This window comes from Enterobacter cloacae complex sp. IR5441, from assembly GCF_049238215.1.
Lineage (GTDB): Bacteria > Pseudomonadota > Gammaproteobacteria > Enterobacterales > Enterobacteriaceae > Enterobacter > Enterobacter hormaechei_C.
Genome location: NZ_JBMKIA010000002.1, coordinates 360,462 through 386,809 on the forward strand (window position 1 = coordinate 360,462; position 26,348 = coordinate 386,809).

At 56.7% G+C, this 26,348-nt stretch carries 23 protein-coding genes; 6 read left to right on the forward strand and 17 right to left on the reverse strand.

Annotated features, from left to right (window positions below; all coding sequences use genetic code 11):
- Positions 1-4: 4 nt before the first annotated feature.
- The 4 genes from iscU to trmJ all read right to left on the reverse strand — a co-directional run bounded on the left by iscU (position 5) and on the right by trmJ (position 3,203).
- A complete protein-coding gene (gene iscU / locus ACOTX5_RS04385) occupies positions 5-391 on the reverse strand; it encodes a Fe-S cluster assembly scaffold IscU (RefSeq protein WP_003860661.1) in 387 nt (128 codons plus the stop codon).
- A 24-nt stretch (positions 392-415) separates the two neighbouring features.
- Positions 416-1,630 (reverse strand): cysteine desulfurase, encoded by a 1,215-nt coding sequence (gene iscS, locus ACOTX5_RS04390; protein ID WP_003860663.1) that lies wholly within the window; start codon positions 1,628-1,630, stop codon positions 416-418.
- Positions 1,631-1,749: 119 nt separating this feature from the next.
- A complete protein-coding gene (gene iscR, locus ACOTX5_RS04395) occupies positions 1,750-2,241 on the reverse strand; it encodes a Fe-S cluster assembly transcriptional regulator IscR (RefSeq protein WP_015572158.1) in 492 nt (163 codons plus the stop codon).
- A 236-nt stretch (positions 2,242-2,477) separates the two neighbouring features.
- Positions 2,478-3,203 carry a tRNA (cytosine(32)/uridine(32)-2'-O)-methyltransferase TrmJ gene (gene trmJ, locus ACOTX5_RS04400; RefSeq protein WP_015572157.1) on the reverse strand — a complete coding sequence of 242 codons (726 nt, stop codon included), beginning with the start codon at positions 3,201-3,203 and terminating at the stop codon, positions 2,478-2,480.
- A gap of 132 nt (positions 3,204-3,335) precedes the next feature.
- Between trmJ and suhB the strand changes: the two genes are divergently transcribed.
- The gene (suhB, locus tag ACOTX5_RS04405) at positions 3,336-4,139 is read left to right on the forward strand and encodes an inositol-1-monophosphatase (protein WP_003860668.1); all 804 of its coding nucleotides are present in this window, start codon (positions 3,336-3,338) and stop codon (positions 4,137-4,139) included.
- A gap of 61 nt (positions 4,140-4,200) precedes the next feature.
- On the opposite strand, the gene ACOTX5_RS04410 is transcribed toward suhB, so the two are convergent.
- Both ACOTX5_RS04410 and ACOTX5_RS04415 read right to left on the reverse strand, forming a co-directional pair.
- Positions 4,201-5,181, reverse strand: a complete 981-nt coding sequence (locus ACOTX5_RS04410; RefSeq protein WP_023304221.1) for a nickel/cobalt transporter — start codon at positions 5,179-5,181, stop codon at positions 4,201-4,203.
- Positions 5,172-5,810, reverse strand: coding sequence for a DUF1007 family protein (locus ACOTX5_RS04415; RefSeq protein ID WP_017383543.1), 639 nt, complete (start codon positions 5,808-5,810; stop codon positions 5,172-5,174). The genes ACOTX5_RS04410 and ACOTX5_RS04415 overlap by 10 nt, the downstream gene beginning before the upstream one ends.
- 125 nt (positions 5,811-5,935) lie before the next feature.
- Between ACOTX5_RS04415 and csiE the strand changes: the two genes are divergently transcribed.
- On the forward strand, positions 5,936-7,213 hold the full coding sequence (gene csiE / locus ACOTX5_RS04420) for a stationary phase inducible protein CsiE (RefSeq protein WP_032649100.1): 1,278 nt from the start codon (positions 5,936-5,938) through the stop codon (positions 7,211-7,213).
- Here csiE and ACOTX5_RS04425 read toward each other — a convergent pair whose 3' ends face one another.
- A complete protein-coding gene (locus ACOTX5_RS04425) occupies positions 7,214-8,353 on the reverse strand; it encodes a 3-phenylpropionate MFS transporter (RefSeq protein ID WP_032649103.1) in 1,140 nt (379 codons plus the stop codon). It abuts the gene before it with no gap.
- Between the two features lie 172 nt (positions 8,354-8,525).
- On the opposite strand from ACOTX5_RS04425, the gene ACOTX5_RS04430 reads away from it, so the two are divergent.
- Positions 8,526-8,948 carry a DoxX family protein gene (locus tag ACOTX5_RS04430; RefSeq protein ID WP_032669381.1) on the forward strand — a complete coding sequence of 141 codons (423 nt, stop codon included), beginning with the start codon at positions 8,526-8,528 and terminating at the stop codon, positions 8,946-8,948.
- 53 nt (positions 8,949-9,001) lie between these two features.
- Here ACOTX5_RS04430 and glyA read toward each other — a convergent pair whose 3' ends face one another.
- Positions 9,002-10,255: a serine hydroxymethyltransferase gene (gene glyA, locus ACOTX5_RS04435; protein ID WP_003860678.1), complete on the reverse strand. Its 1,254-nt coding sequence runs from the start codon at positions 10,253-10,255 to the stop codon at positions 9,002-9,004.
- Between the two features lie 304 nt (positions 10,256-10,559).
- Here glyA and hmpA point away from each other — a divergent pair, with 304 nt between their 5' ends.
- Positions 10,560-11,750 carry an NO-inducible flavohemoprotein gene (hmpA, locus tag ACOTX5_RS04440; protein ID WP_023304225.1) on the forward strand — a complete coding sequence of 397 codons (1,191 nt, stop codon included), beginning with the start codon at positions 10,560-10,562 and terminating at the stop codon, positions 11,748-11,750.
- Positions 11,751-11,830: 80 nt separating this feature from the next.
- Here the strand turns inward: hmpA and glnB are convergent, their stop codons facing one another.
- The 5 genes from glnB to purL all read right to left on the reverse strand — a co-directional run bounded on the left by glnB (position 11,831) and on the right by purL (position 20,186).
- Positions 11,831-12,169: a nitrogen regulatory protein P-II gene (gene glnB, locus ACOTX5_RS04445; protein WP_003860685.1), complete on the reverse strand. Its 339-nt coding sequence runs from the start codon at positions 12,167-12,169 to the stop codon at positions 11,831-11,833.
- A gap of 80 nt (positions 12,170-12,249) precedes the next feature.
- Entirely contained in the window at positions 12,250-13,587 is a 1,338-nt protein-coding gene (gene glrR, locus ACOTX5_RS04450) for a two-component system response regulator GlrR (RefSeq protein WP_015572150.1), read from the reverse strand.
- Complete coding sequence (gene qseG / locus ACOTX5_RS04455; protein ID WP_015572149.1) at positions 13,584-14,336, reverse strand: two-component system QseEF-associated lipoprotein QseG; 753 nt, start codon at positions 14,334-14,336, stop codon at positions 13,584-13,586. The genes glrR and qseG overlap by 4 nt, the downstream gene beginning before the upstream one ends.
- Entirely contained in the window at positions 14,333-15,766 is a 1,434-nt protein-coding gene (qseE, locus tag ACOTX5_RS04460) for a two component system sensor histidine kinase QseE/GlrK (protein WP_003860691.1), read from the reverse strand. The genes qseG and qseE overlap by 4 nt, the downstream gene beginning before the upstream one ends.
- Before the next feature lie 532 nt (positions 15,767-16,298).
- Positions 16,299-20,186: a phosphoribosylformylglycinamidine synthase gene (gene purL / locus ACOTX5_RS04465; protein WP_032671871.1), complete on the reverse strand. Its 3,888-nt coding sequence runs from the start codon at positions 20,184-20,186 to the stop codon at positions 16,299-16,301.
- Positions 20,187-20,453: 267 nt separating this feature from the next.
- On the opposite strand from purL, the gene mltF reads away from it, so the two are divergent.
- Complete coding sequence (mltF, locus tag ACOTX5_RS04470; protein ID WP_017383549.1) at positions 20,454-22,004, forward strand: membrane-bound lytic murein transglycosylase MltF; 1,551 nt, start codon at positions 20,454-20,456, stop codon at positions 22,002-22,004.
- Here the strand turns inward: mltF and tadA are convergent.
- Genes tadA through murQ form a run of 4 tightly spaced genes read right to left on the reverse strand, consistent with a single transcriptional unit; the run spans position 21,892 to position 25,365 of the window.
- Entirely contained in the window at positions 21,892-22,431 is a 540-nt protein-coding gene (tadA, locus tag ACOTX5_RS04475) for a tRNA adenosine(34) deaminase TadA (protein ID WP_022649032.1), read from the reverse strand. The genes mltF and tadA overlap by 113 nt on opposite strands.
- 24 nt (positions 22,432-22,455) lie before the next feature.
- Positions 22,456-23,091 (reverse strand): phosphatidylglycerophosphatase C, encoded by a 636-nt coding sequence (gene yfhb / locus ACOTX5_RS04480; RefSeq protein WP_017383550.1) that lies wholly within the window; start codon positions 23,089-23,091, stop codon positions 22,456-22,458.
- 3 nt (positions 23,092-23,094) lie between these two features.
- Positions 23,095-24,459, reverse strand: a complete 1,365-nt coding sequence (locus ACOTX5_RS04485; RefSeq protein WP_015572146.1) for a PTS transporter subunit EIIC — start codon at positions 24,457-24,459, stop codon at positions 23,095-23,097.
- A gap of 9 nt (positions 24,460-24,468) precedes the next feature.
- Positions 24,469-25,365, reverse strand: coding sequence for an N-acetylmuramic acid 6-phosphate etherase (gene murQ, locus ACOTX5_RS04490; protein WP_015572145.1), 897 nt, complete (start codon positions 25,363-25,365; stop codon positions 24,469-24,471).
- Positions 25,366-25,483: 118 nt separating this feature from the next.
- On the opposite strand from murQ, the gene ACOTX5_RS04495 reads away from it, so the two are divergent.
- Complete coding sequence (locus ACOTX5_RS04495; protein ID WP_003860702.1) at positions 25,484-26,332, forward strand: MurR/RpiR family transcriptional regulator; 849 nt, start codon at positions 25,484-25,486, stop codon at positions 26,330-26,332.
- Positions 26,333-26,348 lie beyond the last annotated feature (16 nt).

A 26,348-nucleotide genomic window follows, 5' to 3' on the forward strand; every position in this document is an offset into this window, starting at 1 on the left:
TCAATTATTTTGCTTCACGTTTGCTTTTGTAATCCGCAATGGCGGCTTTGATCGCGTCTTCTGCCAGAATTGAGCAGTGAATTTTCACCGGCGGCAGTTCGAGTTCTTCAGCAATATCCGTGTTCTTGATTGCCTGTGCTTCGTCCAGAGACTTGCCCTTCACCCATTCGGTGACCAGGGAGCTGGACGCGATAGCTGAACCGCAGCCGTAGGTCTTGAAGCGCGCGTCTTCAATGATACCTTCATTGTTGACTTTAATCTGCAACTTCATCACGTCGCCACACGCTGGCGCGCCAACCATACCGCTACCGACAGATTCATCGCTGTTGTCAAAAGAGCCAACGTTGCGCGGGTTCTCGTAATGATCGATAACTTTTTCGCTGTATGCCATGATTGAATTCTCCTTATGTACCGATTAGTGATGTGACCATTCAATGCTGTTCAGATCCACGCCCTGCTTGAACATTTCCCACAGTGGAGAAAGGTCGCGCAGACGGCCAATGGAGTTACGAACCAGTTTGATGGTGTAGTCAATCTCTTCTTCGGTAGTAAAACGACCTAAAGAGAAACGGATAGAGCTGTGTGCCAGCTCGTCAGTCATACCCAGCGCGCGCAGCACGTAGGATGGCTCCAGGCTTGCAGACGTACAGGCAGAACCGGAAGAAACGGCCAGGTCTTTCAGCGCCATGATCAGCGACTCGCCTTCAACATAGTTGAAGCTGACGTTGAGGATGTTTGGCGCGCCCTGCTCGAGATCGCCGTTCAGATACACTTCTTCCATATCTTTCACGCCGTCCCACAGACGGTTACGCAGCGTACGCAGGCGTGCCATCTCGGTTTCCATCTCTTCTTTCGCGATGCGATACGCTTCGCCCATGCCCACGATCTGGTGAACAGGCAGCGTACCGGAACGCATGCCGCGCTCGTGACCACCGCCGTGCATCTGTGCTTCGATGCGGATACGTGGCTTACGACGAACGTACAGCGCGCCGATACCTTTCGGACCATAGATTTTGTGACCGGAGAAGGACATCAGGTCCACTTTCAGCTGGCTCAGGTCGATAGGCAGTTTGCCCACGCTCTGGGTCGCATCCACGTGGTAGATGATGCCGCGCGCGCGGCACATTTCACCGATGGTCGCGATGTCCTGAACGACGCCGATTTCGTTGTTAACGTGCATGATGGAAACCAGAATGGTGTCATCACGCATGGCCGCTTCGAGCTCTTTCAGGTCGATGATCCCGTTGCTCTGCGGCGCCAGGTAAGTCACTTCGAACCCTTCACGCTCCAGCTGACGGCAGGTGTCCAGCACGGCTTTGTGTTCGGTTTTGCTGGTGATGATGTGCTTGCCTTTTTTCTGATAAAAGTTGGCAGCACCTTTGATCGCCAGGTTGTCGGATTCGGTCGCGCCGGAGGTGAAAACAATTTCACGCGGGTCGGCACCGACCAGGTCAGCAATCTGATTACGGGCGATATCAACCGCCTCTTCAGCATGCCAGCCAAAACGGTGAGAACGGGAAGCTGGGTTACCAAAGTTTCCGTCCAGGGTCAGACACTGCATCATTTTCTCGGCAACACGCGGGTCCACCGGCGTGGTTGCGGAGTAATCGAGATAAATCGGTAATTTCATTGCTCTATAAACTCCGTACATCGCTTCAATGCAAGGAATCAGGCAACCGGCTGGATGTACGACCGAGTACACGGGGCGAGCTAACGCCCCGGCCTGATTCTGAAATACTTATCTTTTTATTACGCGCGCAGTTTAACGTCGATAGCGTCCTGCGAACGGGTGCTGCGCTGTGATTCATGGCTTTGCTGACGACCCGACACGTCCAGAACTTCCTGGTTATTCACCAGTTCACCCAGGGTGATGTTGTTCAGGAAGCCGGTCAGACGGTCGCTCAGATCGCGCCACAGCGCGTGGGTCAGGCACTTATCGCCGCCCTGGCAGCCGCCTTTACCCTGGCAACGGGTCGCGTCGACGGATTCGTCAACGGCGCTAATCACTTCGCCAACCGCAATACTGCCCGCGTCTTTACCCAGCAGATAACCGCCGCCCGGGCCACGAACGCTGGACACCAGTCCATTTTTACGCAGTCTGGAGAACAGCTGTTCCAGGTAAGAGAGGGAGATCCCTTGTCGTTCAGAAATATCAGCCAACGGAACCGGGCCCGCTTCGGAGTTGAGCGCAACGTCCAGCATCGCGGTCACGGCATAACGCCCTTTAGATGTCAGTCTCATGTCTTACTTAACCTCAAACTCGCCCCTGCCCGGGGTTTTTTATTGTAAAATGGGGGTATTGCATAGCAGGGCCAAGTCTGACATTCCTGACTAAATTGGTCAACTATTTACTTGACTGTTTTAGTCAGGTATTTAACCTTCTGTGCCGTTTTTTTTGCCCGGCGGCGCTGCGCTTGCAGGGGCCTACGGGCTTTGTAGGCCGGGTAAGCGAAGCGCCACCCGGCGAACAGACGACACTATTCCTTATTCTTCTGCTCAATCGACGCCAGAATCCCGCGCAGGATGTTCAGCTCCTGGCTTTCCGGACGCGCGCGGGTGAACATACGGCGCAGCTTGTTCATCACCTGGCCCGGGTGGCCTTCACGGATAAAGCCGGTTGAGAGCAGCGTCTGCTCCAGATGACCGTAGAAGCGCTCGAGGTCGTCCACCAGCGGGTAGGCCGTCTCTTCTTTAGGTTCGACCGGTTTCTCCTGCGTCGCCAGCCATGCCATGCGCACTTCGTAGGCAATAACCTGCACCGCCATCGCCAGATTCAGCGAGCTGTATTCCGGGTTGGCGGCAATCGCCACGTGATAGTGGCACTTCTGTAATTCCTCGTTGGTCAGGCCAACACGTTCACGGCCAAACACCAGCGCAACCGGCGCCTGTTCCGCTTCTGAGATGCTTTTCAGGCCGCATTCGCGCGGGTCCAGCATCGGCCAGGGCAGCGTACGGGAGCGCGCGCTTGTCCCCACCACCAGGCTGCAACCGGCCAGGGCTTCATCCAGGGTGTCCACGATCTGCGCATTCCCGATCACGTCGCTGGCGCCGGCCGCCAGAGCAATAGCCTGAGAGTCTGGTTTCACCAGCGGATTCACCAGCCACAGGTTCGTTAAGCCCATGGTTTTCATAGCGCGGGCCACAGAGCCCATGTTGCCGGTGTGCGATGTTTCGACCAGCACGATTCGAATGTTTTGCAGCATAATTTTTAAATGTCTGGATTCAGTGTCTGAAGAATATTCGGGCATATTATCATAAACGAGAGACATAATCCGATCCCGCTGCTATACTCTGCGCCGATTTTCCTGTTCTTTAACATCCAGTGAGAGAGACCGATGCATCCGATGCTGACCATCGCCGTGCGCGCAGCGCGCAAGGCGGGTAATGTAATTGCCAAACACTACGAAACCCCAGACTCCGTAGAAACCAGCCAGAAAGGCAGCAATGATTTCGTGACGAACGTCGATAAAGCCGCAGAAGCGATTATTATCGAAACGATCCGCAAATCTTACCCGCAGCACACCATCATCACCGAAGAAAGCGGTGAACATGAAGGTACCGATCAGGATGTTCAATGGGTTATCGATCCACTGGATGGCACCACCAACTTCGTCAAACGCCTGCCACACTTCTCTGTGTCTATCGCAGTACGCATCAAAGGCCGTACTGAAGTTGCCGTTGTTTACGATCCAATGCGTAACGAACTGTTCACCGCAACCCGCGGTCAGGGCGCGCAGCTGAACGGCTACCGTCTGCGTTGCAGCAATGCACGCGATCTGGACGGCACGATTCTGGCGACCGGCTTCCCGTTCAAGGCGAAGCAGCACGCAACCACTTATATGAATATCCTGGGCAAGCTGTTCACCGAATGCGCGGACTTCCGTCGCACCGGCTCTGCTGCACTGGATCTGGCCTACGTGGCGACCGGCCGCGTTGACGGTTACTTTGAGCTGTCACTGAAGCCGTGGGACTTTGCGGCGGGCGAGCTGATCGCTCGTGAAGCTGGCGCGATTGTTTGCGACTTCACCGGCGGCCATAACTATATGTCTACCGGCAACATCGTTGCAGGTAACCCGCGCGTTGTTAAAGCCATGCTGGCAAACATGCGTGATGAACTGAGCGATGCGCTGAAGCGTTAATTCAGTCTGTTAAGCCCGGTGGCGCTACGTTTACCGGGCTTACAACACGCCTCAGATACGGCTAGAAAGGCCGCAACCCCCTTCCCACCGGCACCGCGCTCATCCACATCGTAACCGCAGCCACCAGCAGAATCACCCCGCCCGCCAGCGCAAGCGTTGTCCAGCCAACCTGTCGCCACAATACCGGCGTTTTATTGCCGCTGAGTTTGACCGCCAGCTGACGGAAGCTGTGTACCAGCAACGCTAAAGACGAAATGGTGAGAGACGTTCCTGCCGCCATCGCCAGCGCGGACAGCATGCCCCAGCCAAACACGCCAATAACCTTACTGAACAGCAGAACCATGATCGCACCCGAGCACGGACGCATCCCCATTGAGAGAACAATCATCAGGCGCGCACGCCAGTCCTCACCGTTCTGTAATTGTTCCTGCGTCGGCAGATGCTGATGCCCGCACCCGCAGTTTTCATGGTGAACGTGATGTGGCGTAAAGGCTTTGAATTTTGGTTTTTGCAGTAACGCGCGCAATTTTTTCAGCGCCCGCCAGCAGAGGATCAGCCCCAGCACGCCTACCAGCGCGTAACTCCCCTTCTCCAGCCAGAAGCTGCTCATATGCAGCTGGCGGGCCGGCAGCTGTAGCAGCGAAAGGACGACCACGACCAGCGCAATCGCCACACCGCCCTGAAGTAAAGAGGACGCCAGCGTCAGGCCGATACTCGATTTCAGCTTCGACGGATGCGTGGCAAGCCAGGTCGTGATAACGATTTTGCCGTGTCCCGGTCCCAGGGCATGCAGCACGCCATAGATGAAGCTGAACGCCAGAAGAGCGCCGCCCGCTTTGGTCGGATTTTCCGCCACGGCTTTCAGCAGACCGCTCATCTGCTGATTAACTTCCCGCTGCCAGAGGATGCTTTTCACCATCACCTGCGGCCATGCCTGCCACAGCCAGAGCGCGCCGCCAACCGCAAACAACAAAAAGAGCGCCAGAGGCCAGAGGTGCAGCCAGCGACGCGGCTTACTGACGGGAGAGGAGATCACTGACATTGTAACGTCACCTCCTGCGCAAACTGTTTACCTAACTCCATGTCTTCGGGGGGCGCATCCTCTTTATCAAGAGAAACGGCAAAGTTCAGCATCTCTTCGCTGGGTTTCGGGGTGTGCACGGCAATTTTGCAGATTTTTTGCAAATTTTCCGGCAGCTGCACGTCGCTGTCCTGGGCGTAATGCATATCGACATAGTAGGTTGGGTCAAACGTGGAAAACCTGTACTTCTGCCCGGCCAGCGGCTGAGGGTGCGCCAGCGGAAGGATAAAGGTCAGCACAGCCTGATGACCGTCGCGGGTCATGCCGTACTCCGTGGGACGATTAAGAAACTTCACCTTTTGTCTGTTGTGCCAGAACTCGGTGAAGTAGTGCTGACCCAGCACGTTGGCCATCACTTCCGCCGCCAGCTTTTTCCAGATCTCATCGCCGGGCTTTGCGTTTCCGGCATCGTACAGCAGGTCGGCGGAGGTGATTTCATCCATCGTCCAGCGCATTTTCAGGCCGCTGAGCTGCGTGCCGTCCGTCACCAGTTCGGTTTTCAGGCTGATAAAACTGTGAGGATGTGCGCCGGCGGCAAAAGTGAAAACCGCCAAAAATAACGCTACCGCGCTTTGTTTAACTATTTGCATCTGTTCCTCACGTCAAAAATTCTGTGATGTTCGCCAGCAATCCTGAGTGAAATGCCTGCCGGTGCGCTTTTCAGCGCCCATCCTTTAGCTATTCTTATCAAACATTCACACTGGATACCCGACAGATGATGACGACGCTTGAAATTCCATCTGTGCTTTCCAGTTCGCAGCGCCGCTGCCAGGTGCTTTTGATGCTTTACCTGCCCGATGCTGCCGTCACCGCACAGAGCATAATCGCTGCCAACGGCGTGGACGACGTCATGGCACGGCAAGATATAGCCGAGACGCGCGATGAAATCCAGCGCTATCATCGCCTTGATATCGTCACGCACCATGATGGCTGCTACCGAATTGAGGGTTCCGCCCTTAATCAACGTTTGTGCCTGCTGCACTGGCTGCGCAGGGCGCTTCGGCTCTGTCCACATTTTGTTGCCCAACAGTTTACCCCTGCCTTAAAAACCGCGCTTAAACAGCACGGCATTGCCCGCCCGCTTTATGACGATGCGAACCTTCGGGCGCTTATCAACTTTTGTGCGCGCAAGCTTCAGCGCCAGTTTGAGTCCCGCGACGTACAGTTTTTACAGCTTTATCTGCAATATTGTCTGATTCAGCATCATCTGGGCAATACGCCAGAGTTTTCGCCCGTTCAGCGCAGCTGGACGCAGTCCCGAGGGGAATACTTTACGGCGCAGGAAATTGTCCGCCACTGGAAACGGCGCGTCCCGCAGGGAACGCACAGCGATGAACAGCTGTTCCTGGCACTGCTGTTTATGATGCTTCGCACACCCGACCCGGTGATGGATAAACACCAGCAGGATCAGCGCCTGCGTCGCGCCATCGTGCGTATGATTGCCCGTTTCCGGGCGCAAACCGGGATGAACTTCAGCGATGAGCAAGGGCTGACCGATCAGCTTTATATTCATCTGGCTCAGGCGCTGGACCGCTCCTTATTTGACATCGGCATCGACAACAGCCTGCCGGAAGAGATCCACCGTTTATACCCCCGGCTGCTGCGCACCACTAAAGAGGCGCTGTTTGAGCTGGAAGCCGAATTTGGTCTGCGATTCTCCGGTGAAGAGATGGCTCTGGTGGCGGTGATTTTTGGTGCCTGGCTGATGCAGGAGACCGACCTGCATGAAAAACAGGTGGTCCTGTTAACGGGGGAAGATAAAGCCTGCGAAGCGTTAATTGAGCAGCAGCTTCGCGAGCTGACGCTGCTGCCGCTCAATATTCGTTATCTTAGCCTGGAGGCGTTTAAGAAGGAGGGCGCCCCCCGCGAGGCGGCGCTGGTCATTACGCCTTATCCAACCGCCCTGCCGCTGTTCTCGCCGCCGCTCATTCATGCCGTTGAGGCCCTGAACACGCAGCAGCAGGAACATATTCGCGTTATGCTCGAATCATAGTTACGAGCGAGCAGCCACCTTTGGGCGGATGACGATGGCAGGTAAAGCGACCAGCGCCATCACCCAGAACACACTGTGCCCCAGGTGCTGATAGAGGAAACCGGCAAATACGGTCATCACCGCAATACTGCCGCCCATCGCCACCGCTGAATAGACCGCCTGAAGACGAATAACGTCCCCACCCTCTCGCGCCGCGATGTAGCGCATCGCCGCCAGATGGCACACGGTGAAGGTTCCGCAGTGCAGAATTTGCGCCACAATCAGCCACGGCAGCTCAGTCGTCCAGCCCATGATGCCCCAGCGCACCACGCCGCAAACGGCGGAAAGCAGCAGCAGGTCACGCGCCCCGAAACGACGGAAAAGTTTTTGGCTCAGCGCGAAGATAATGACCTCCGCCACCACGCCGAGCGACCACAGGTAGCCTACCGCAGAAGCCGAGTAGCCCGCCCCCTGCCAGTAGATGGCGCTGAAGCCGTAATAGGCCGCATGTGCCCCCTGGAGCAGACAGACGCAGGCCAGGAAACGCCAGCTTTGCGCCACCAGCGAGCGCCAGGCGGGCCAGCCGGCGCTCTCCTGATGGCGGCTTTCGCCCTGCGGCATTACCGACGGACGCAGCAACATACCGAGCAGCATCGAGGCGATGCCGAGCGTTAACAGCGCCAGAATGGCACGATAGTCATAGAGGCTGACCAGCTTCCCGACCAGCGCAGAGCCGATCACGAAGGCAATCGATCCCCACAGGCGCACGCGGCCATAGTCCATGGTGATCTGCTTTTGCCAGGTGTTCGCCAGGGCATCCGTCAGCGGCACTAGCGGGGAGAAGAACAGATTAAAGCCAACCATTACCACCATCAGCCAGGCAAACTGATGGCTGACCCAGAAGCAGGCCGCAAAGACCAGCGTCAGCAGGGCCAGAATTCGCACCGCTTTAATCAGTAAGGAGGGATCGCTGACGCGGGGCGCAATCAGCAGGCTACCCAGGAAACGTGCCACCAGCCCCGCGCCCAGCAGGATGCCAATGGTCTCAGGCGTCAGACCAATTCCCTTGAGCCAGACGCTCCAGAAAGGCAAAAAAATACCGTAACTAAAGAAATAGGTGAAATAGCTGAGCGCCAGCCAGCGCGTGGAATGCAAGACCATGAATCCCTCCCGAAATGGAGGCGATAGTCTGGCGTTAATCCCTGACTTTAGCAAGTCGTTAGCGCGCTATAAATTAACGATAAATTAACATCATGGACAGCCGGTCGGCGTATGGCGAGAGCGGCAAAATTGTATTACGTTTAAAGAACATCGCCTGAAGAGGTCGTTTGCCATGAACAACTTACGTTATTTCGATTTCGGCTCCTCTCGTTCTTTCCTGCTTTTAATTGCCCGCATTGCTATTGTGGTCCTGTTTATTATTTTCGGTTATCCCAAGCTGACGGGGTTTAGCGGCACCGTTCAGTATATGACGTCGCTCGGCGCCCCCATGCCCATGCTGGCCGCCATTATTGCGGTGGTGATGGAAGTCCCCGCCGCGATTCTGATCGTGCTGGGCTTTTTCACCCGCCCCCTCGCGGTGATCTTTGTCTTCTATACGCTGGGAACGGCGGTGATTGGTCACCACTACTGGGATATGACGGGCGATGCGGTTCTGCCAAATATGATTAACTTCTACAAAAATGTAAGTATCGCTGGCGGCTTTATTTTGCTGGCGATTACCGGGCCGGGGGCCATCTCCCTCGACCGACGTTAGCCCATAAAAAAAGGCCGCATGAGCGGCCTTTTTCAGTTCTGCGACGCAGAGAATTATGCGTACACCGGGAAGCGTGCGCAGATGTCCAGAACTTTACCTTTAACGCGCTCGATAACCGCGTCGTCATTGATGTTGTCCAGAACGTCACACATCCAGCCCGCCAGCTCTTTCACTTCCGCTTCTTTAAAGCCACGGCGAGTTACGGCCGGAGAACCGATACGGATACCGGAAGTCACGAACGGGCTCTTCGGATCGTTTGGCACGCTGTTTTTGTTGACGGTAATGTTGGCGCGACCGAGGGCTGCGTCAGCTTCTTTACCGGTCAGGTTCTTATCAACCAGGTCCAGCAGGAACAGGTGGTTTTCAGTCCCGCCAGAGACCACTTTGTAGCCACGGTTCAGGAACACTTCCACCATCGCTTTGGCGTTTTTAGCAACCTGCTGCTGATAAACCTTGAACTCTGGCTCCATCGCTTCTTTCAGCGCGACGGCTTTCGCGGCAATAACGTGCATCAGCGGGCCGCCCTGGGCGCTTGGGAACACGGCGGAGTTCAGCTTTTTGTACAGCTCTTCGTCACCGCCTTTCGCCAGGATCAGACCACCGCGTGGACCCGCCAGGGTTTTGTGGGTAGTGGTGGTCACAACGTGCGCATGTGGAACCGGGTTCGGGTAAACGCCTGCCGCAATCAGACCGGCAACGTGCGCCATGTCGACGAACAGGTACGCACCGATGCTGTCAGCGATTTCACGCATTTTTGCCCAGTCAACGATGCCGGAGTAAGCAGAGAAGCCACCGATGATCATCTTCGGCTTGTGCTCTTTGGCCTGCTTCGCCATGTCTTCATAGTCAATTTTACCGGACTCATCAATACCGTAAGGGATGATGTTGTACAGTTTGCCAGAGAAGTTAACCGGGGAGCCGTGAGTCAGGTGGCCGCCCTGCGCCAGGTTCATACCCAGAACAGTATCGCCCGGCTGCAACAGCGCGGTGTAAACAGCGAAGTTAGCCTGAGAGCCAGAGTGCGGCTGGACGTTCGCGTAGTCAGCGCCAAAGAGTTCTTTCGCACGGTCAATCGCCAGCTGCTCAACGATATCAACGTATTCGCAACCGCCGTAGTAGCGCTTGCCCGGATAACCTTCAGCATATTTGTTGGTCAGCTGAGAACCCTGCGCCTGCATTACGCGCGGGCTGGTGTAGTTTTCGGAGGCGATCAGTTCGATGTGCTCTTCCTGACGTACTTTTTCCTGCTCCATAGCCTGCCACAGTTCGGCATCATAATCGGCAATGTTCATTTCACGCTTTAACATCCGCATCTCCTGACTCAGCTAACAAGTAAATTTTTGGCCTGAAAAGGCAGTCCTGTTGGACGACGGGCAACAGTATAACTGAATAGTTCTGCGATAACAGGTCTTGACAAACGATTTTACGCAAACGTTTACCTCCACGCCACGCAAGGGTTTGAGCAATAAAGCTCTCGCCATTTTCAACGGATTTCTTTTCAGCTTTGTGATGCATATTTTTCACGATGCAAAGAACCATTTACATTGCAGGGGTATTTTTATAAGATGCATATAAAATACATCATTAAAGTAACATCAGAAGGAAGCTGCTATGCTCGACGCCCAAACCATCGCTACCGTGAAAGCCACAATCCCCCTGCTGGTTGAAACGGGTCCTAAACTGACCGCCCATTTCTACGATCGCATGTTCGCGCATAACCCGGAGCTCAAAGAGATTTTCAACATGAGCAACCAGCGTAACGGCGATCAGCGCGAAGCGCTGTTTAACGCTATTGCCGCCTATGCCAGCAACATCGAAAACCTGGCGGCTCTGCTGCCTGCGGTGGAAAAAATCGCCCAGAAGCACACCAGCTTCCAGATCAAACCTGAGCAGTACAACATCGTCGGCAGTCATCTGCTGGCAACCCTGGACGAAATGTTCAGCCCGGGCCAGGAAGTACTGGATGCCTGGGGTAAGGCCTATGGCGTACTGGCAAACGTATTCATCAACCGTGAAGCGCAGATCTACAGCGAAAACGCCAGCAAGAATGGCGGCTGGGAAGGCACGCGCGCCTTCCGCATCGTTGAGAAAACCCCGCGCAGCGCACTGATCACCAGCTTTGAGTTTGAGCCAGTGGACGGTCAGCCGGTTGCCGATTACCAGCCGGGCCAGTATCTGGGCGTCTGGCTGAAGCCTGAAGGCTTCCCGCACCAGGAGATTCGCCAGTACTCCCTGACCCGCAAGCCAGACGGCAAAGGCTATCGCATTGCGGTTAAACGTGAGGAAGGCGGTCAGGTATCCAACTGGCTGCATAACGAAGCCAGCGTGGGCGACGTGGTCCATCTGGCGGCACCGGCGGGCGATTTCTTTATGGCCGTTGAAACGAATACCCCGGTGACGCTGATCTCCGCAGGCGTAGGTCAGACGCCAATGCTGGCGATGCTGGATACGCTGGCGAAAGCAAACCACAGCGCGCAGGTTAACTGGTTCCACGCGGCGGAGAACGGTGATGTGCACGCCTTTGCGGATGAAGTCAAAGCGCTCGGAGCGACCCTGCCGCGTTTCACCGCGCATACCTGGTATCGCCTGCCGACGGAGGCAGACCGCGCAGCGGCTCGTTTCGACAGCGAAGGCCTGATGAATTTAGGGCAGCATGAAGGGGCGTTCAGCGCACCGGGGATGCAGTTCTACGTTTGTGGGCCAGTAGCGTTTATGCAGTATGCCGCGAAGCAGCTGGTAGACCTGGGCGTGAATAAAGACAACATTCATTACGAATGTTTCGGCCCGCATAAAGTGCTGTAATCGCCCGGCGGCGCTGCGCTTGCACGGGCCTACGAAGGGTTTTGTAGGCCGGGTACGCGCAGCGCCACCCGGCAAGAATGTTAAATCGCCGCGTCGTCTTCTTCGCCGGTACGGATACGGATCACGCGCGCCACGTCAAAGACGAAGATTTTCCCGTCGCCAATTTTACCGGTCTGCGCCGTGCGGATGATGGTATCCACACAGGTATCGACGATATCATCGCTCACCACGATCTCGATTTTCACTTTCGGCAGAAAGTCCACCATGTACTCTGCGCCACGGTATAGCTCGGTGTGGCCCTTCTGACGACCAAAACCTTTCACTTCAGTTACGGTCATCCCGGTGATGCCTACTTCTGCCAGCGCTTCACGTACATCATCCAGTTTGAAAGGTTTAATAATCGCATCAATCTTTTTCATGGTGGGTCCTTAAACTCTTGCCAGTAAGCAGCCTCGTAATCGGTTGCTCACAGTATCATATTCAGGCGAATTTTGCGGTATTACTCTTTAAAATCGTTCGCTTCCAGCTCGTGGCGTGAGAGCAATTTATAAAACTCGGTACGGTTACGCCCGGCCATGCGCGCCGCGTGGGTCACGTTGCCTTTGGTGATTTGCAGCAGCTTGCGCAGATAGTTCAGCTCGAACTGGTTTCGCGCTTCCGCAAACGTCGGTAAGGCCGTGTTTTCCCCCTCGAGCGCCTGCTCCACCAGCGCATCGCTGATCACCGGCGATGACGTCAGCGCCACGCACTGCTCAATCACGTTCACCAGCTGGCGTACGTTGCCCGGCCAGCTTGCGGTCATCAGGCGTTTCATCGCATCGGTGGAGAACGCGCGCACAAATGGTTTGTGGCGGTCAGCGGCCTGGCGCAAAAGGTGATTTGCCAGCAGCGGGATATCTTCCGCACGCTCGGCCAGCGCCGGGATTTTCAGGTTGACGACATTCAGTCGATAGTAAAGATCTTCACGGAACTCGTTGCGCGCCATCACCTTGGGTAAATCGCGATGGGTAGCGGAAATAATACGCACGTTGATATCGATATCGCGGTTGCTGCCAAGCGGACGCACTTTTCGCTCCTGCAACACGCGCAGCAGTTTGACCTGCAACGGCGCGGGCATATCGCCAATTTCATCAAGAAACAGCGTGCCCCCCTCAGCCGCCTGGAACAGCCCTTCACGGCTGCTCACCGCGCCGGTAAAGGCGCCGCGGGCATGGCCGAAGAGCTCAGACTCAAGCAGCTGTTCCGGCAGCGCGCCACAGTTGATGGCAATAAAGGCATTTTTACTGCGCGGGCTGGCGTTGTGGATAGCCTGGGCCAGGATCTCTTTCCCGGTCCCGCTCTGGCCGTTGATCAGCACGCTAACGTCGGATTGCGCCACCATCCGCGCCTGTTCCAGCAGGCGCAGCATCACAGGGCTACGCGTCACGATGGATTCACGCCAGGCGTCGTCGCCGGATGGCGCCGCATGCTCAAGGGCGCTGTCGATTGCTTTATAGAGGGCGTCTTTATCCACTGGTTTGGTGAGGAAGCTGAATACCCCCTGCTGCGTCGCGGCCACCGCATCAGGAATAGATCCGTGAGCGGTGAGGATAATCACCGGCATCCCGGGCTGCTGCTTCTGGATCTCCGTGAACAGTTGCAGGCCATCCATTTCATCCATGCGCAAATCACTGATCACCAGATCGATTTTCTCGCGGCTGAGCACTTTCAGCCCCTCCTGCCCGCTTTCAGCGGTGACCACGCTGTAGCCTTCGCTGACCAGACGCATTCCCAGCAGCTTTAACAGCCCGGGATCGTCATCCACCAGTAACAGATGGGCAGGTTTACGGCTTGTCATGGCTTCACATCCTCTTGTTTCGGCGTCTCACTGTCTGGCGTCGTGGCAGAGTTGCCTTTCGACCCATCGGGCAGATAGCTGCCTGCCGGCTTACGCGTCGAGAGCTGTCTTTCGATATCGGTCAGATTTTCGAGCTTGCGGGTGGTGGTTTCCAGCTGCTCGCGCAGCGACTCCTGCTGCTGGCGAAGCGCATCAAGCTCGCTGTCGCTCGACTGCTGCAATTTGCTGTAGCGGAAACGCTCTTCAGACAGCTGTAATTGCAGGGTTTGTCCATCCCGCCAGAGCTGATAGACCGGGCGCACCTGCGGGGGAATATTGATCACGTAAGTATCCAGCCGCGTCACGTTGGCGCGGCGTTCGACAGGCGTGATTCTGGCATCCGCCATCACGATCCCACGTTTAAACGCGTCCTGCCAGGTATCGTCCACCAGCATCGCCGCCTGGGCACGGGCCTCGGCGGGCGCCAGCCGCTGGGCGCAGTCTATTCCGCGCAGCCAGAACAGCGGATTGGATTCAACATCACGCCCCGACAGGTTCCATATATCATCGCAACGTGTTGAAAGGAAATCGGCCAGCTGTTTTTGCGGCCATTTATCTTCCTGTTTGTGGCTAATTGCACTTTTCGGCGCATGGGTTACACAGCCGGCCAGCAGTAAGCAGGGCAGGCTCAGGCGCACATTTTTGCTGGAAAACACCGCGCGCAGTGCGCGGTAAAAGACGTGTGACATACTCACCAGGTTGTTATTCATTTCATTGATTTTTCCGGCTCAAGAGGCAGTTCGATACGAAAACAGACATCGGCGCGTTCATCACTCACGATGTTAAGCTCACCCTGCATGCGTCGTATGCAGTCGCGGGCAATACTCAGCCCCAGACCACTTCCTTTTACCGCACCTTTTCGCTGATGACTCCCCTGGAAGAAGGGCTCAAAGATCATCGTTTTTTCATCATCCGGAATCGGGCTTCCCGTATTCGCTACGTCAATAAATACCCGCGAACCGTTGTTATTGCTTCTGATATAAATGGTACCGGATTCAGTACCATAGTGCACCGCATTGGAATAAAGATTATCCAGTACGCTCATCAACAGCATCGGCTCTGCCAGGCAGGAAGGCGCATTGAGATCCACCTGGGTATGCATCATTTTAGCTCTTGCTGGCAGGCTATGGGCGGAGATCACCATGTCCACCAACGGTTCAATCTCAACGCTTTCAAGCACCACAGCACCATCCGCCAGCTTGCGGTTATAGTCCAGCAGTTGTTCAATAAGTTTTTGTAAATTGCGGCTACTGGCATCCAGAATCGCCACGATCTCTTTTTGCTCAGGGGTTAACGGCCCCGCTACTTCGTCTGCCAGCAGCTCCGTGCCTTCACGCATACTGGCCAGCGGTGTTTTGAGTTCGTGTGAGATATGGCGCAGGAACTGATGACGCTGCGATTCCAGCCACGCCAGGCGTTCAGAAAGCCAGATGATACGCTGACCGACCGAGCGCAGCTCGCGCGGGCCTTTAAAAACAACCGTATCCCCGAGAGATTTGCCCTCCCCCAGGCGGTTAATCATCCGCTGGATCCCCTTTACGGGGCCGATAATCATGCGGGTAAAGAGCAGTACCAGCCCAAGGCTGACGAGGAACAGCACCAGCGCCTGCCAGCCGAAGAACTGGCCGCGCTCGGCAATCTCCTGCTGGAGTTGCTGGCCACGGGAAAAGATAACCGTACGGGTGGACTGCACCATCTCCGTATTGGCGTTCGCGAAGGCTTCAAGTCGGGCGGCGGCGGCGGCATCAGGACCGCTGTTTTTGCACTGGAGCTGCGCCAGATCGTTCAGATCCTGACGCAGCGCCTGATAGAGTTTGTCATCCGGCAAGACCCCGGCATGGGCATCCAGCATTTCGCTGTAGCGTTTACGCTGGTTCTGATAAACCCTCTCCAGCGTGCGGTCGTCCAGCACGCAATACTGGCGATAGCTACGCTCCATCTCCAGCGCGGCGTTGGTCATTGCCTCGCTACGGCGGGCATCAATAAGCGTGGTGCGGTTAGTCAGGGCCGCCTGGGCACTTAACGCATTCAGGCTTTGCCATGCCTGCCACGCCAGAACCAGCAAAGGTAGCAGGATCAGCAGGAAGGCCATCATAACGAGCTGTCGCAGGGAGCGAGGGAAAGCGGGCCAGCGTTTCAACACATTACTCTCATCATCCGGGTTTGAGGAGAGCGTAACTGAGTCTGCCCTTCAGATACAACAAAGCCGGGTAAAAACCCGGCTTTGTCATGGAATAAGGCGGTGCCTAACTCGACGTTTCGCCCTGGCCTGATAAAGCATTGCAATAATCAGTAGTTGGACGGCAGGCACCTTTTTGTGCGTCATTCGAAGTTTATGTAGCACGTCCCGAAGGGGCTGACATAAGAAGGTGAATGAGCCACTGGTTACTATTATGCAACGCGCGTGCCAGATTGCAAAAATTGATACTATCCTTATGATTAATAATCATTTTATTATTAAAATGCATTGATTGTCAGGTGAATGATTTCCAGGCTAAGTGTCGCTATTAAGCAACACCTTAACGGGAACCTGTCCTGACATATATAAATCAATAAGTTAAATGTCTCTTATTGGAGACACTCAACCCAGAGGATTGTCGCGATTTTGCGACAGGTACAAAAAAGCCCGGTGGCGCTCGCGCTTACCGGGCCTACAGTCAGTGCGTTGAAACTTAACCCAGTTGTTTACGCGCGTTGCGGAAAATGCGCATCCACGGGCTGTCCTCGCCCCAGTTTTCCGGGTGCCAGGAGTTGCTCACGGTACGGAAGACACGTTCCGGGTGCGGCATCATGATCGTCACCCGACCGCTTTCGCTGGTGACTGCGGTAATGCCATTTGCCGAACCGTTCGGGTTAGCCGGATAGGTTTCGGTGACCTTGCCGAAGTTATCAACAAAGCGCAGCGCTACCAGTCCTTTGCTTTCAAGCTGAGCCAGGTGCGCCGCATCACGCACTTCAACCTGACCTTCACCGTGCGAAACCGCGATTGGCATCTGCGAACCCACCATTCCCTGCAACAGCAGAGACGGGCTTTGGGTCACTTCCACCAGGCTGAAGCGCGCTTCGAAACGATCAGACTGGTTGCGCACAAAGCGCGGCCAGGCTTCGCTGCCCGGGATCAGCTCGCGCAGGTTAGACATCATCTGGCAGCCGTTACACACGCCCAGCGCCAGCGTCTGCGGACGGTGGAAGAAGGTCTCGAACTCGTCACGCACGCGGCTGTTGAACAGAATAGACTTCGCCCAGCCTTCGCCCGCGCCCAGCACGTCACCGTAGGAGAAACCACCGCACGCCACCAGCGCCTGGAAATCTTCCAGACCGGTACGCCCGGCCAGCAGGTCGCTCATGTGGACGTCGATGGCGTCAAAGCCCGCACGGTGGAAGGCCGCCGCCATTTCCACGTGGGAGTTAACGCCCTGCTCACGCAGCACGGCCACTTTCGGACGCGCGCCGGTCGCAATGTACGGCGCGGCAATGTCTTCGTTAATGTCGAAGGAGAGCTTCACGTTCAGGCCAGGATCGTTGTCGTTCGCCTTCGCGTTGTGTTCCTGATCGGCGCATTCCGGGTTGTCACGCAGGCGTTGCATCTGCCACGTGGTTTCCGCCCACCACATACGCAGCGTGGTGCGGCTTTCGCTGAACACCGCGTGGCCGTCGGCTTCAATCACGAAACGGTCGCCCTGCACCGCTTTACCGAGATAGTGTACGCAGTCTGCCAGACCGTGCTGCGCCAGAATCGCTTCCACCGCGTCGCGATCTGCGGCGCGTACCTGAATGACGGCACCCAGCTCTTCGTTAAACAGCGCCGCCAGGCGGTCTTCGCCAAGCGTTGCAATGTTTGCTTCAACGCCGCAGTGACCGGTGAAGGCCATCTCTGCCAGCGTCACCAGCAGGCCACCATCGGAACGGTCGTGGTAGGCCAGCAGCTTACGCTGCGCCACCAGCGCCTGAATAGCGTCGTAGAAGCCTTTCAACTGGGCGACGTCGCGCACGTCGGCTGGCTTATCGCCGAGCTGGCGGTAAACCTGCGCCAGCGCGGTGGCGCCCAGCGCGTTATGGCCTTTGCCGAGGTCAATCAACAGCAGGGCGTTATCTTCAGTGGAAAGCTGCGGCGTAACGGTATGACGCACGTCTTCCACGCGCGCAAACGCGGTGATCACCAGCGACAGCGGAGAGGTCATCTCGCGCTGCTCGTTACCTTCCTGCCAGCGGGTTTTCATCGACATGGAGTCTTTACCCACCGGAATGGTCAGGCCGAGCGCAGGACACAGCTCTTCACCCACCGCTTTCACCGCTTCGTACAGGCCGGCATCTTCGCCCGGGTGACCGGCAGCGGCCATCCAGTTCGCGGAAAGTTTGATGCGTTTGATATCGCCAATCTGCGTCGCGGCGATGTTGGTCAGCGCTTCACCGACCGCCAGACGGGCAGAAGCGGCGAAGTCCAGCAGCGCCACTGGCGTGCGTTCGCCCAGCGCCATCGCTTCGCCGTAGTAGCTGTCGAGGCTCGCGGTGGTCACGGCGCAGTTAGCGACCGGGATCTGCCACGGGCCGACCATCTGATCGCGCGATACCATACCGGTCACGGTACGGTCGCCGATGGTCACCAGGAAGGTTTTCTCTGCCACGGCAGGCAGGTGCAGCACGCGGTTAACCGCTTCTGCCACGGTGATGCCCTGGCGATCCAGCGCTTTGCCCGCCGCTTTGCGAGTCTGCACGTCGCGGGTCATCTTCGGCGTTTTGCCGAGCAGCACGTCCAGCGGCAGATCGATCGGCTGGTTGTCAAAGTGGGTGTCGCTTAAGGAAAGGTGCTGCTCTTCGGTCGCTTCACCGATGACCGCATACGGCGCGCGCTCGCGGCGGCACAGCTCGTCAAACAGCGGCAGCTGATCGGCGGCAACCGCCAGCACGTAGCGCTCCTGGGATTCGTTACACCAGATTTCCAGCGGGCTCATGCCCGGCTCATCGCTCAGGATATCGCGCAGGTTGAAGCGTCCGCCGCGACCGCCGTCGCTCACCAGCTCAGGCATGGCGTTAGAGAGTCCACCCGCGCCCACGTCGTGGATGAACAGAATCGGGTTGGCATCGCCGAGCTGCCAGCAGCGGTCGATCACTTCCTGACAACGGCGCTCCATTTCCGGGTTGTCGCGCTGCACGGACGCGAAGTCGAGATCCGCATCAGACTGGCCGGAGGCCATAGACGAGGCTGCCCCGCCGCCCAGACCGATGTTCATTGCCGGGCCGCCGAGCACGATCAGCTTCGCGCCGACGACGATCTCGCCTTTCTGCACATGATCGGCGCGAATGTTGCCGATCCCGCCCGCCAGCATGATCGGTTTGTGGTAGCCGCGCAGCTCTTCGCCGTTGTGGCTGTCCACTTTCTCTTCGTAGGTACGGAAGTAACCGTTCAGCGCCGGACGACCAAATTCGTTGTTGAACGCCGCGCCGCCCAGCGGGCCTTCGGTCATGATATCCAGCGCGGTGACAATGCGCTCTGGCTTGCCGAAGTCTTCTTCCCACGGCTGCTCAAAGCCCGGAATACGCAGGTTGGAAACGGAGAAACCGACCAGACCCGCTTTTGGTTTCGCGCCGCGACCGGTCGCACCTTCGTCACGGATTTCACCGCCGGAGCCGGTCGCTGCACCCGGCCACGGGGAGATCGCCGTCGGGTGGTTGTGGGTTTCCACTTTCATCAGGATATGCGCAGGCTCCTGGTGGAAGTCATAGCGCCCCGCTTCGCGGTCGGCGAAGAAGCGGCCCACCTCGGAACCTTCCATCACCGCGGCGTTGTCTTTATAGGCAGACAGCACGTGGTCAGGGGTTTGCTCCATGGTGTTTTTGATCATTTTGAACAGCGACTTCGGCTGCTGTTCGCCGTCGATAATCCAGTCGGCGTTGAAAATCTTGTGGCGGCAGTGCTCGGAGTTGGCCTGCGCGAACATATACAGTTCGATGTCGTTCGGGTTGCGATTCAGCTTAACGAATGCATCCTGAAGGTAGTCGATTTCATCTTCTGCGAGCGCCAGACCAAGACGCAGGTTTGCGTCGATCAGCGCCTGACGCCCCTGCCCCAGCAAATCCACGCTCTGTACCGGCGCAGGCTGATGGTGGGAGAACAGTTTCTGCGCATCATCCAGAGAATCAAACACGCTCTCCATCATGCGGTCGTGCAGCTCTGCGGCAACCACCTGCCACTGCGCGTCGCTCAGGGTTGACGCTTCCACATAGTACGCCACACCGCGCTCCAGACGGTTAATCTGGCTCAGGCCGCAGTTGTGAGCGATGTCGGTGGCTTTGGAAGACCAGGGGGAGATGGTGCCAGGGCGTGGCGTGGCGAGGATTAATTTGCCGGTCGGCGTATGGCTGCTCAGGCTTGGGCCATATTTAAGCAGGCGTTCCAGCTGTACGCGCTCCTCTGCATTCAGGGGGGCGTTCAGGTCAGCAAAATGGACATACTCAGCGTAAATATTGCTTACCGGAAGGTCGGCCGCCTGAAAACGTGCCAGCAGTTTGTTAATACGGAAGGCAGACAGTGCAGGCGAACCACGCAGAATTTCCATCATAAGTCTCTCGTCTTCGAAGCGCCGGGGCGCTTACAGTGTGCGCAAGGGGGGAAAACGGGCGTCATTATAGAGAATCCTGAGCGCCGACGAAACCGTTTGCGTCGAAATAAAATCATCCTTTATGTTTAACAATAGATGTGACCTGTCTCTCTAATTGGTTGCCAACTGGCGCTACTTTGCGCAAAATGCCGCTCAATCAATGGCAAACTCTACTCTTAACATGACTACAGCACACTGAGGCAACCGGCGTCGCAGAGAATTAACTAATTGAAAAAATTAAAGATTAATTATCTGCTCATCGGCATTGTTACGTTGCTGCTGGCAGTGGCCCTCTGGCCGTCTATCCCCTGGTTCGGCAAGGCCGAAAACCGTATCGCCGCCATTCAGGAGCGGGGGGAGTTGCGCGTCAGTACCCTCTCCTCCCCGCTTATTTACGATGATATCAACGGTAAAACCATCGGTCTTGATTACGAACTGGCACAGCTGTTTGCAGACTATCTGGGCGTGAAGCTGAAAGTTACCGTGCGGCAGAACATCAACCAGCTGTTTGATGATTTGGACCATGACCGTGCCGATATTCTCGCCGCAGGTCTGGTGTACAACAGCGAACGCAGCAAAAACTATCAGCCGGGCCCGACCTATTACTCCGTGTCGCAGCAGGTGGTTTATCGTGTGGGTAGCCTGCGTCCGCGCTCACTGGCCGACATCACCGACCAGCAATTGACCATTGCGCCAGGCCATGTGGTGATTGACGATCTGCGAGCGTTGAAAGAGAAAAAATACCCTAACCTCAGCTGGACGGTCGATCCTAAACTCGGCACGACCGAATTGCTGGAGCAGGTTAAAGATAAAAAGCTGGCCTATACCATTGCTGATTCGGTGGCGATTAGCCTTTTCCAGCGCGTTCATCCTGAAATCGCCGTGGCGCTGGATGTGACCGACGAACAGCCGGTGACCTGGTTTACCCAGCTGGATGACGATCAAACCGTCTCTGCGGCTATGCTCGATTTCTTTAATTCCATCAATGAAGACGGCACCCTGGCGCGCCTGGAAGAGAAATATCTCGGTCACGGGGACGATTTTGATTACGTTGACACCCGCACTTTCCTGCGCGCGGTGGACAGTGTGCTGCCGGACCTGCAACCGCTGTTTGAGAAGTACGCCGAGGAGATTGACTGGAAGCTGCTGGCGGCAATTTCCTACCAGGAATCGCACTGGGATGCTCAGGCCACCTCACCCACGGGCGTGCGCGGGTTGATGATGCTGACCAAAAATACCGCCCAGAGCCTCGGCATCAGCGACCGGACCGATGCGGAACAGAGCATCAGCGGCGGCGCGCAGTATTTACAGGATATGATGGCGAAAGTGCCGGAGACGGTCCCGGAAGGGGAGCGTATCTGGTTTGCGCTGGCCGCCTATAACATGGGTTATGCGCACATGCTCGACGCGCGGGCGCTGACGGCGAAAACTAAAGGTAATCCGGACAGCTGGTCAGATGTAAAACAGCGCCTGCCGCTGCTTAGCCAGAAACAGTGGTACCAGAAGCTGACGTACGGCTATGCGCGCGGGCATGAAGCGTATGCCTACGTGGAAAATATTCGTAAGTACCAGATAAGCCTGGTGGGATATCTGCTGGAGAAAGAAAAAGAGGCGGCCGAGGCGCAACAGCTGGCTGAAAGCTATCCGGTGGTCGCACCGGACGAGCTTAATCATCCTGCGGTTTCAATTCTGCCTTTTGTTGCTTTTTCTGCTGCCGACGCATTCGAAAAAAGTCACTTAACAGACCCGAACATTCTGGTGCAAGTACCCCGCCGATAGTTTTCACCTGGTGGTTCATCCCCGGATGCCCAAGTACGTCCATCAGTGAACCAGCAGCGCCCGTCTTTTCATCCCGCGCGCCAAACACCAGCGTACCGATTCGGCTGTGCACCATCGCCCCGGAGCACATTACGCACGGCTCAAGGGTGACATACAGGGTGGTATCAAGCAGACGATAGTTTTGCAGCACCAGTCCGCCCTGACGCAGCGCCATAATTTCAGCATGCGCGGTAGGATCGTGACGGCCAATCGGACGGTTCCACCCTTCCCCAATCACCTGATTGTTATGGACCAGTACCGCGCCCACGGGCACTTCGCCCTCTTCCCAGGCGCGCTGAGCCAGCGCCAGCGCATGGCGCATCCAGTATTCATGATTGTGTTCAGGGTTGGACAAGGGCTGATACTCCAGTCGAAAAGCGGGCGGCATTATACACAGCCGGTACAGATAAGACTATTCGAGTTGCTGAAGTTCGCCCAGAGGCGTGACGCGCCAGCGGTGCTGGCAAAAATAGAGCAGCGGGTTGTCCTGCTTGCTGTCGCTGTAGCCGCTGTACAGACGCAGCGGCGTACCGATGCGTTTCTCCAGCTGCACCACTTTTTCATGTCCGAGGCAGCGCATAGTCAGCACCCAGCCGCCGTAGCCGCGCGCGATTTGTGTCGCGATAAGATTCACGCGCGGCAGCCAGGGCGTATCAAAATAGACATGCTCCACCAGCGTCTGCGGGGAGCCGGTAATCAGCCAGATATCGGCATCGTTGGCGTCGAGATAGCTGGTCAGGCGCGCCTGTACCACGGGAAACGCGGCGACGTGCCCGCGAAACCAGTGCGCAAAATCCTGTTCGAGCTGCTTAAGGCGCGCTTCGCTATGACCAAACGTGCATCCCCAGAGCAGCAGGCTCATCGGCCAGCGCGCTGCACGGCCTTTCACCAGCAGCGCGATACCAATAACGGGTAACAGGGGTAATACCAGCAACGCGTTAAGGGGCTGGCGCCGCAGCAGGTAGCGCATAAAGGTGCCGAACATATCCTGCTGATGCAGCGTTCCATCCAGATCAAAAAAGACAACGCGACGCTCGTGACTGGCCAAACCTTACTCCTCTGGGTCGTTGAATCCTAACAGCCAGGTAAACAGGAACCCGGCGATCACCGCTACCAGATAGCCTAACAGATAGAGCATCACTTTTCCGGTCACGATGGTTAATGCCAGCGGTAAACCGGAGATCCCGAAGGTAATGACGGTCGCCACTTTCCAGTAGCTGATTAACGCCCCGCCCACCGCGCCACCGAGGCAGGCGGCCAGGAACGGCTTACCCAGCGGCAAGGTCACGCCGAAAATCAACGGTTCGCCGATACCGAGTAACCCGACCGGCAGCGCCCCTTTAATGACCTTTTTCAGACGCGCGTTGCGGGTTTTCATCAGCACCGCGATGGCCGCGCCGACCTGCCCAACGCCCGCCATCGACAGGATCGGCAGCAGTGCGTTATAGCCGTGCGCCTGTACCAGTTCGACGTGGATCGGCACCAGCCCCTGATGCAGACCGGTCAGCACTAACGGCAGGAAGGTCCCGGACAGCACGGCCCCCACCAGCAGCCCGCCGCGATCGATCGCCAGAGACGCGCCGTGGGCGATGGCTTCAGAGATCGCGCCGCCTAACGGTTGCAGCGCCACAATCGCCACGCTCCCGGTAATCAATGTGGTCAGCAGCGGGTTGAGGATCAGCTCAATCGAGCCTGGCAGCAACGCGCGCAGCTTTTTCTCGATCCAGCACATCAGAATGACCACCAGCAGCACGGCAATCACCCCACCGCGGCCTGGCTGAAGCGCCTCGCCAAACAGCGTAATCTGCGCCAGCTGCGGGCTGGAGAGGATACCCGCCATTACGCCGCCCATCGCCAGCGAGCCGCCGAACACTTTGGCCGTGTTTACCCCCACCAGAATGTTCATGATGGCAAACACCGCGCTGCCGAAAATCGCCAGAATACCCAGCAGGTTCGGATACTGGGTGGCGAAATTCCCGACAATATCCGGACGCTTGAGGATATTGATAATCCCGGTGATCAGCCCCGATGCGATAAACGCCGGGATCAGAGGAATAAAGACGTTTGCCAGCTGGCGCAGCGCATCGCTCATGGGGGCTTTGTATTTGGCTTTCGCCTGCGCTTTGGTGCGTTCCGCGTCGTCAAAGGCGGGAGCCGTTTCACTGCCCGTCATCAGGGCGCGCATGGCATCAACCACCTGCGCCGCTTTGCCCGGACCGACAATCAGCTGGTGCTGTTGCCCCTGTTTAACGTACCCGCTCACGCCGGGGAGCTGCTTCAGGCGCGTTAAATCAAGCTTTTCGTCGTTGTGCACCTCGACGCGTACACGCGTCATGCAGTTTTCCAGACGCTGAATATTTTTTTCCCCACCGATCCCAAGCAGGATGTCGCTGGCGAGCGCTGCTGTTTTGTCCATACACGCCTCTTATTGGTGTTCTAATGCCGCCCGTAAAAACCCGTGATGGGCTTCGAGCCTGGCTCTGGCCGCGGCTGCATCCAGCCCGGTTAATATCATCAGAATGGCGGGTTTGACGTCGTAATCGGTCTGTTTGAGTACCGCTTCCGCCTCTTCCCGACCTGCCCCTGTCGCCTCTATCACCATGCGGCAGGCTCTGTCCACCAGCTTGACGTTGGTGGCCTGCATATCCACCATCAGGTTTTGGTAGACCTTGCCGAATTTCACCATCGCGCCGGTGGAGATCATATTGAGCACCAGCTTCTGCGCGGTTCCCGATTTCAGGCGCGTGGAGCCGGTGAGCGCTTCCGGCCCGACGACTGGAGAGATGGCAATGGCGGCCACCTGCGCAATCGGCGAACCCGGGTTACAAGAGATGGCCACCGTGGTACATCCCGTCTGTCTGGCGTATTCCAGCCCACCAATGACGTACGGCGTACGACCAGAAGCCGCCAGCCCGACGACCAGATCCTGCGCGGTCAGGTTCAGCGCCCTGAGATCGTCTTCCCCAAGCTGTTTATTGTCTTCTGCCCCTTCCACCGCTTTCAGCAGCGCGCCGGGGCCACCGGCAATCAGGCCAACGACCAGACCGTGCGGAACGCCAAAGGTCGGGGGACATTCTGAGGCATCCAGCACACCGAGTCGCCCACTGGTACCCGCCCCCATGTAAATAATGCGTCCTCCTGCTTTCAGAGCGTCGGCAGCGGCGTCTACGGCTTTCGCCACCTCGGGCAATGTCTCTTTGACTGCCAGCGCGACGAGGGTATCCTGTTGATTAAAGCGGTTTACCAGCTCCAGCGTGGACAGTGCATCAAGATCCATGGTTTGCGGGTTACGCGTTTCAGAAACAAGAGAGCCTAGATTCATGTTATTTACCTCTGGAATTTTTAATTCATAATAAACGCACTATAATGGAATATAAAATTCATTCAGGCGAGCAAAATTCGTATTTGCGCGGGTAATCACATTTTCGCCAGGAGACCGTATGAACTGTTTAATTCGTATTCGCCAGCGCTACGCAGGGTTTGCCCAGAGTGACAAAAAGCTGGCGGATTATTTACTTTCCCAGCCCGATCGCGCGCGACACCTCAGCTCCCAGCAGCTGGCAGGCGAAGCCGGGGTGAGCCAGTCGAGCGTGGTGAAATTTGCCCAGAAGATAGGCTATAAAGGCTTTCCGGCGCTAAAACTGGCGATCAGTGAAGCACTGGTAAGCAACCCTAATCCGCAGTCAATGCCGGTGCATAACCAGATCCGCGGCGACGATCCGATGCGTCTGGTCGGCGAAAAGCTGATCAAAGAGAACGTGGCGGCAATGCATGCCACGCTGGATGTGAACACGGAAGAGAAGCTGCTGGAAAGCGTAGCCATGCTTCGCGACGCGCGGCGTATTGTATTGACCGGGATCGGCGCCTCCGGACTGGTTGCGCGTAACTTTGGCTGGAAGCTGACAAAAATCGGCTATAACGCCATCGTTGAACAGGATATGCACGCGCTGCTGGCGACCGTGCAGGCCATGGATCCTGACGATTTACTGCTGGCCATCTCCTATTCCGGCGAGCGTCGTGAAATTAATATGGCTACCGACGAAGCCCTGCGCGTAGGAGGAAAAATTCTGGCGATTACTGGCTTCAGCCCGAATGCGCTCCAGCAACGGGCCACCCGCTGTCTGTATACCATTGCCGAGGAACAGGCCACTCGCAGTGCGGCGATTTCGTCGACGAGTGCGCAGATGATGCTGACGGACCTGCTGTTTATGGCGCTGGTTCAGCAGGATCTGGAGCGTGCGCCAGAGCGTATTCGTCACAGCGAAGAGCTGGTAAAAAAACTGGTCTGAACAACGAATGAGCGTA

Excerpts from the sequence above, each read along its gene's own strand:
- ACOTX5_RS04485 (WP_015572146.1), bottom strand. The coding sequence starts at position 24,459 with ATGGACAAAACAGCAGCGCTCGCCAGCGACATCCTGCTTGGGATCGGT.
- ACOTX5_RS04495 (WP_003860702.1), top strand. The coding sequence starts at position 25,484 with ATGAACTGTTTAATTCGTATTCGCCAGCGCTACGCAGGGTTTGCCCAG.
- glnB (WP_003860685.1), bottom strand. The coding sequence starts at position 12,169 with ATGAAAAAGATTGATGCGATTATTAAACCTTTCAAACTGGATGATGTA.
- trmJ (WP_015572157.1), bottom strand. The coding sequence starts at position 3,203 with ATGCTGCAAAACATTCGAATCGTGCTGGTCGAAACATCGCACACCGGC.
- murQ (WP_015572145.1), bottom strand. The coding sequence starts at position 25,365 with ATGAATCTAGGCTCTCTTGTTTCTGAAACGCGTAACCCGCAAACCATG.
- iscU (WP_003860661.1), bottom strand. The coding sequence starts at position 391 with ATGGCATACAGCGAAAAAGTTATCGATCATTACGAGAACCCGCGCAAC.
- qseG (WP_015572149.1), bottom strand. The coding sequence starts at position 14,336 with ATGAATAACAACCTGGTGAGTATGTCACACGTCTTTTACCGCGCACTG.
- suhB (WP_003860668.1), top strand. The coding sequence starts at position 3,336 with ATGCATCCGATGCTGACCATCGCCGTGCGCGCAGCGCGCAAGGCGGGT.
- ACOTX5_RS04415 (WP_017383543.1), bottom strand. The coding sequence starts at position 5,810 with ATGCAAATAGTTAAACAAAGCGCGGTAGCGTTATTTTTGGCGGTTTTC.
- ACOTX5_RS04430 (WP_032669381.1), top strand. The coding sequence starts at position 8,526 with ATGAACAACTTACGTTATTTCGATTTCGGCTCCTCTCGTTCTTTCCTG.
- tadA (WP_022649032.1), bottom strand. The coding sequence starts at position 22,431 with ATGCCGCCCGCTTTTCGACTGGAGTATCAGCCCTTGTCCAACCCTGAA.
- purL (WP_032671871.1), bottom strand. The coding sequence starts at position 20,186 with ATGATGGAAATTCTGCGTGGTTCGCCTGCACTGTCTGCCTTCCGTATT.
- csiE (WP_032649100.1), top strand. The coding sequence starts at position 5,936 with ATGATGACGACGCTTGAAATTCCATCTGTGCTTTCCAGTTCGCAGCGC.
- hmpA (WP_023304225.1), top strand. The coding sequence starts at position 10,560 with ATGCTCGACGCCCAAACCATCGCTACCGTGAAAGCCACAATCCCCCTG.
- ACOTX5_RS04425 (WP_032649103.1), bottom strand. The coding sequence starts at position 8,353 with ATGGTCTTGCATTCCACGCGCTGGCTGGCGCTCAGCTATTTCACCTAT.
- iscR (WP_015572158.1), bottom strand. The coding sequence starts at position 2,241 with ATGAGACTGACATCTAAAGGGCGTTATGCCGTGACCGCGATGCTGGAC.
- glrR (WP_015572150.1), bottom strand. The coding sequence starts at position 13,587 with ATGACAAGCCGTAAACCTGCCCATCTGTTACTGGTGGATGACGATCCC.
- glyA (WP_003860678.1), bottom strand. The coding sequence starts at position 10,255 with ATGTTAAAGCGTGAAATGAACATTGCCGATTATGATGCCGAACTGTGG.
- ACOTX5_RS04410 (WP_023304221.1), bottom strand. The coding sequence starts at position 5,181 with ATGTCAGTGATCTCCTCTCCCGTCAGTAAGCCGCGTCGCTGGCTGCAC.
- iscS (WP_003860663.1), bottom strand. The coding sequence starts at position 1,630 with ATGAAATTACCGATTTATCTCGATTACTCCGCAACCACGCCGGTGGAC.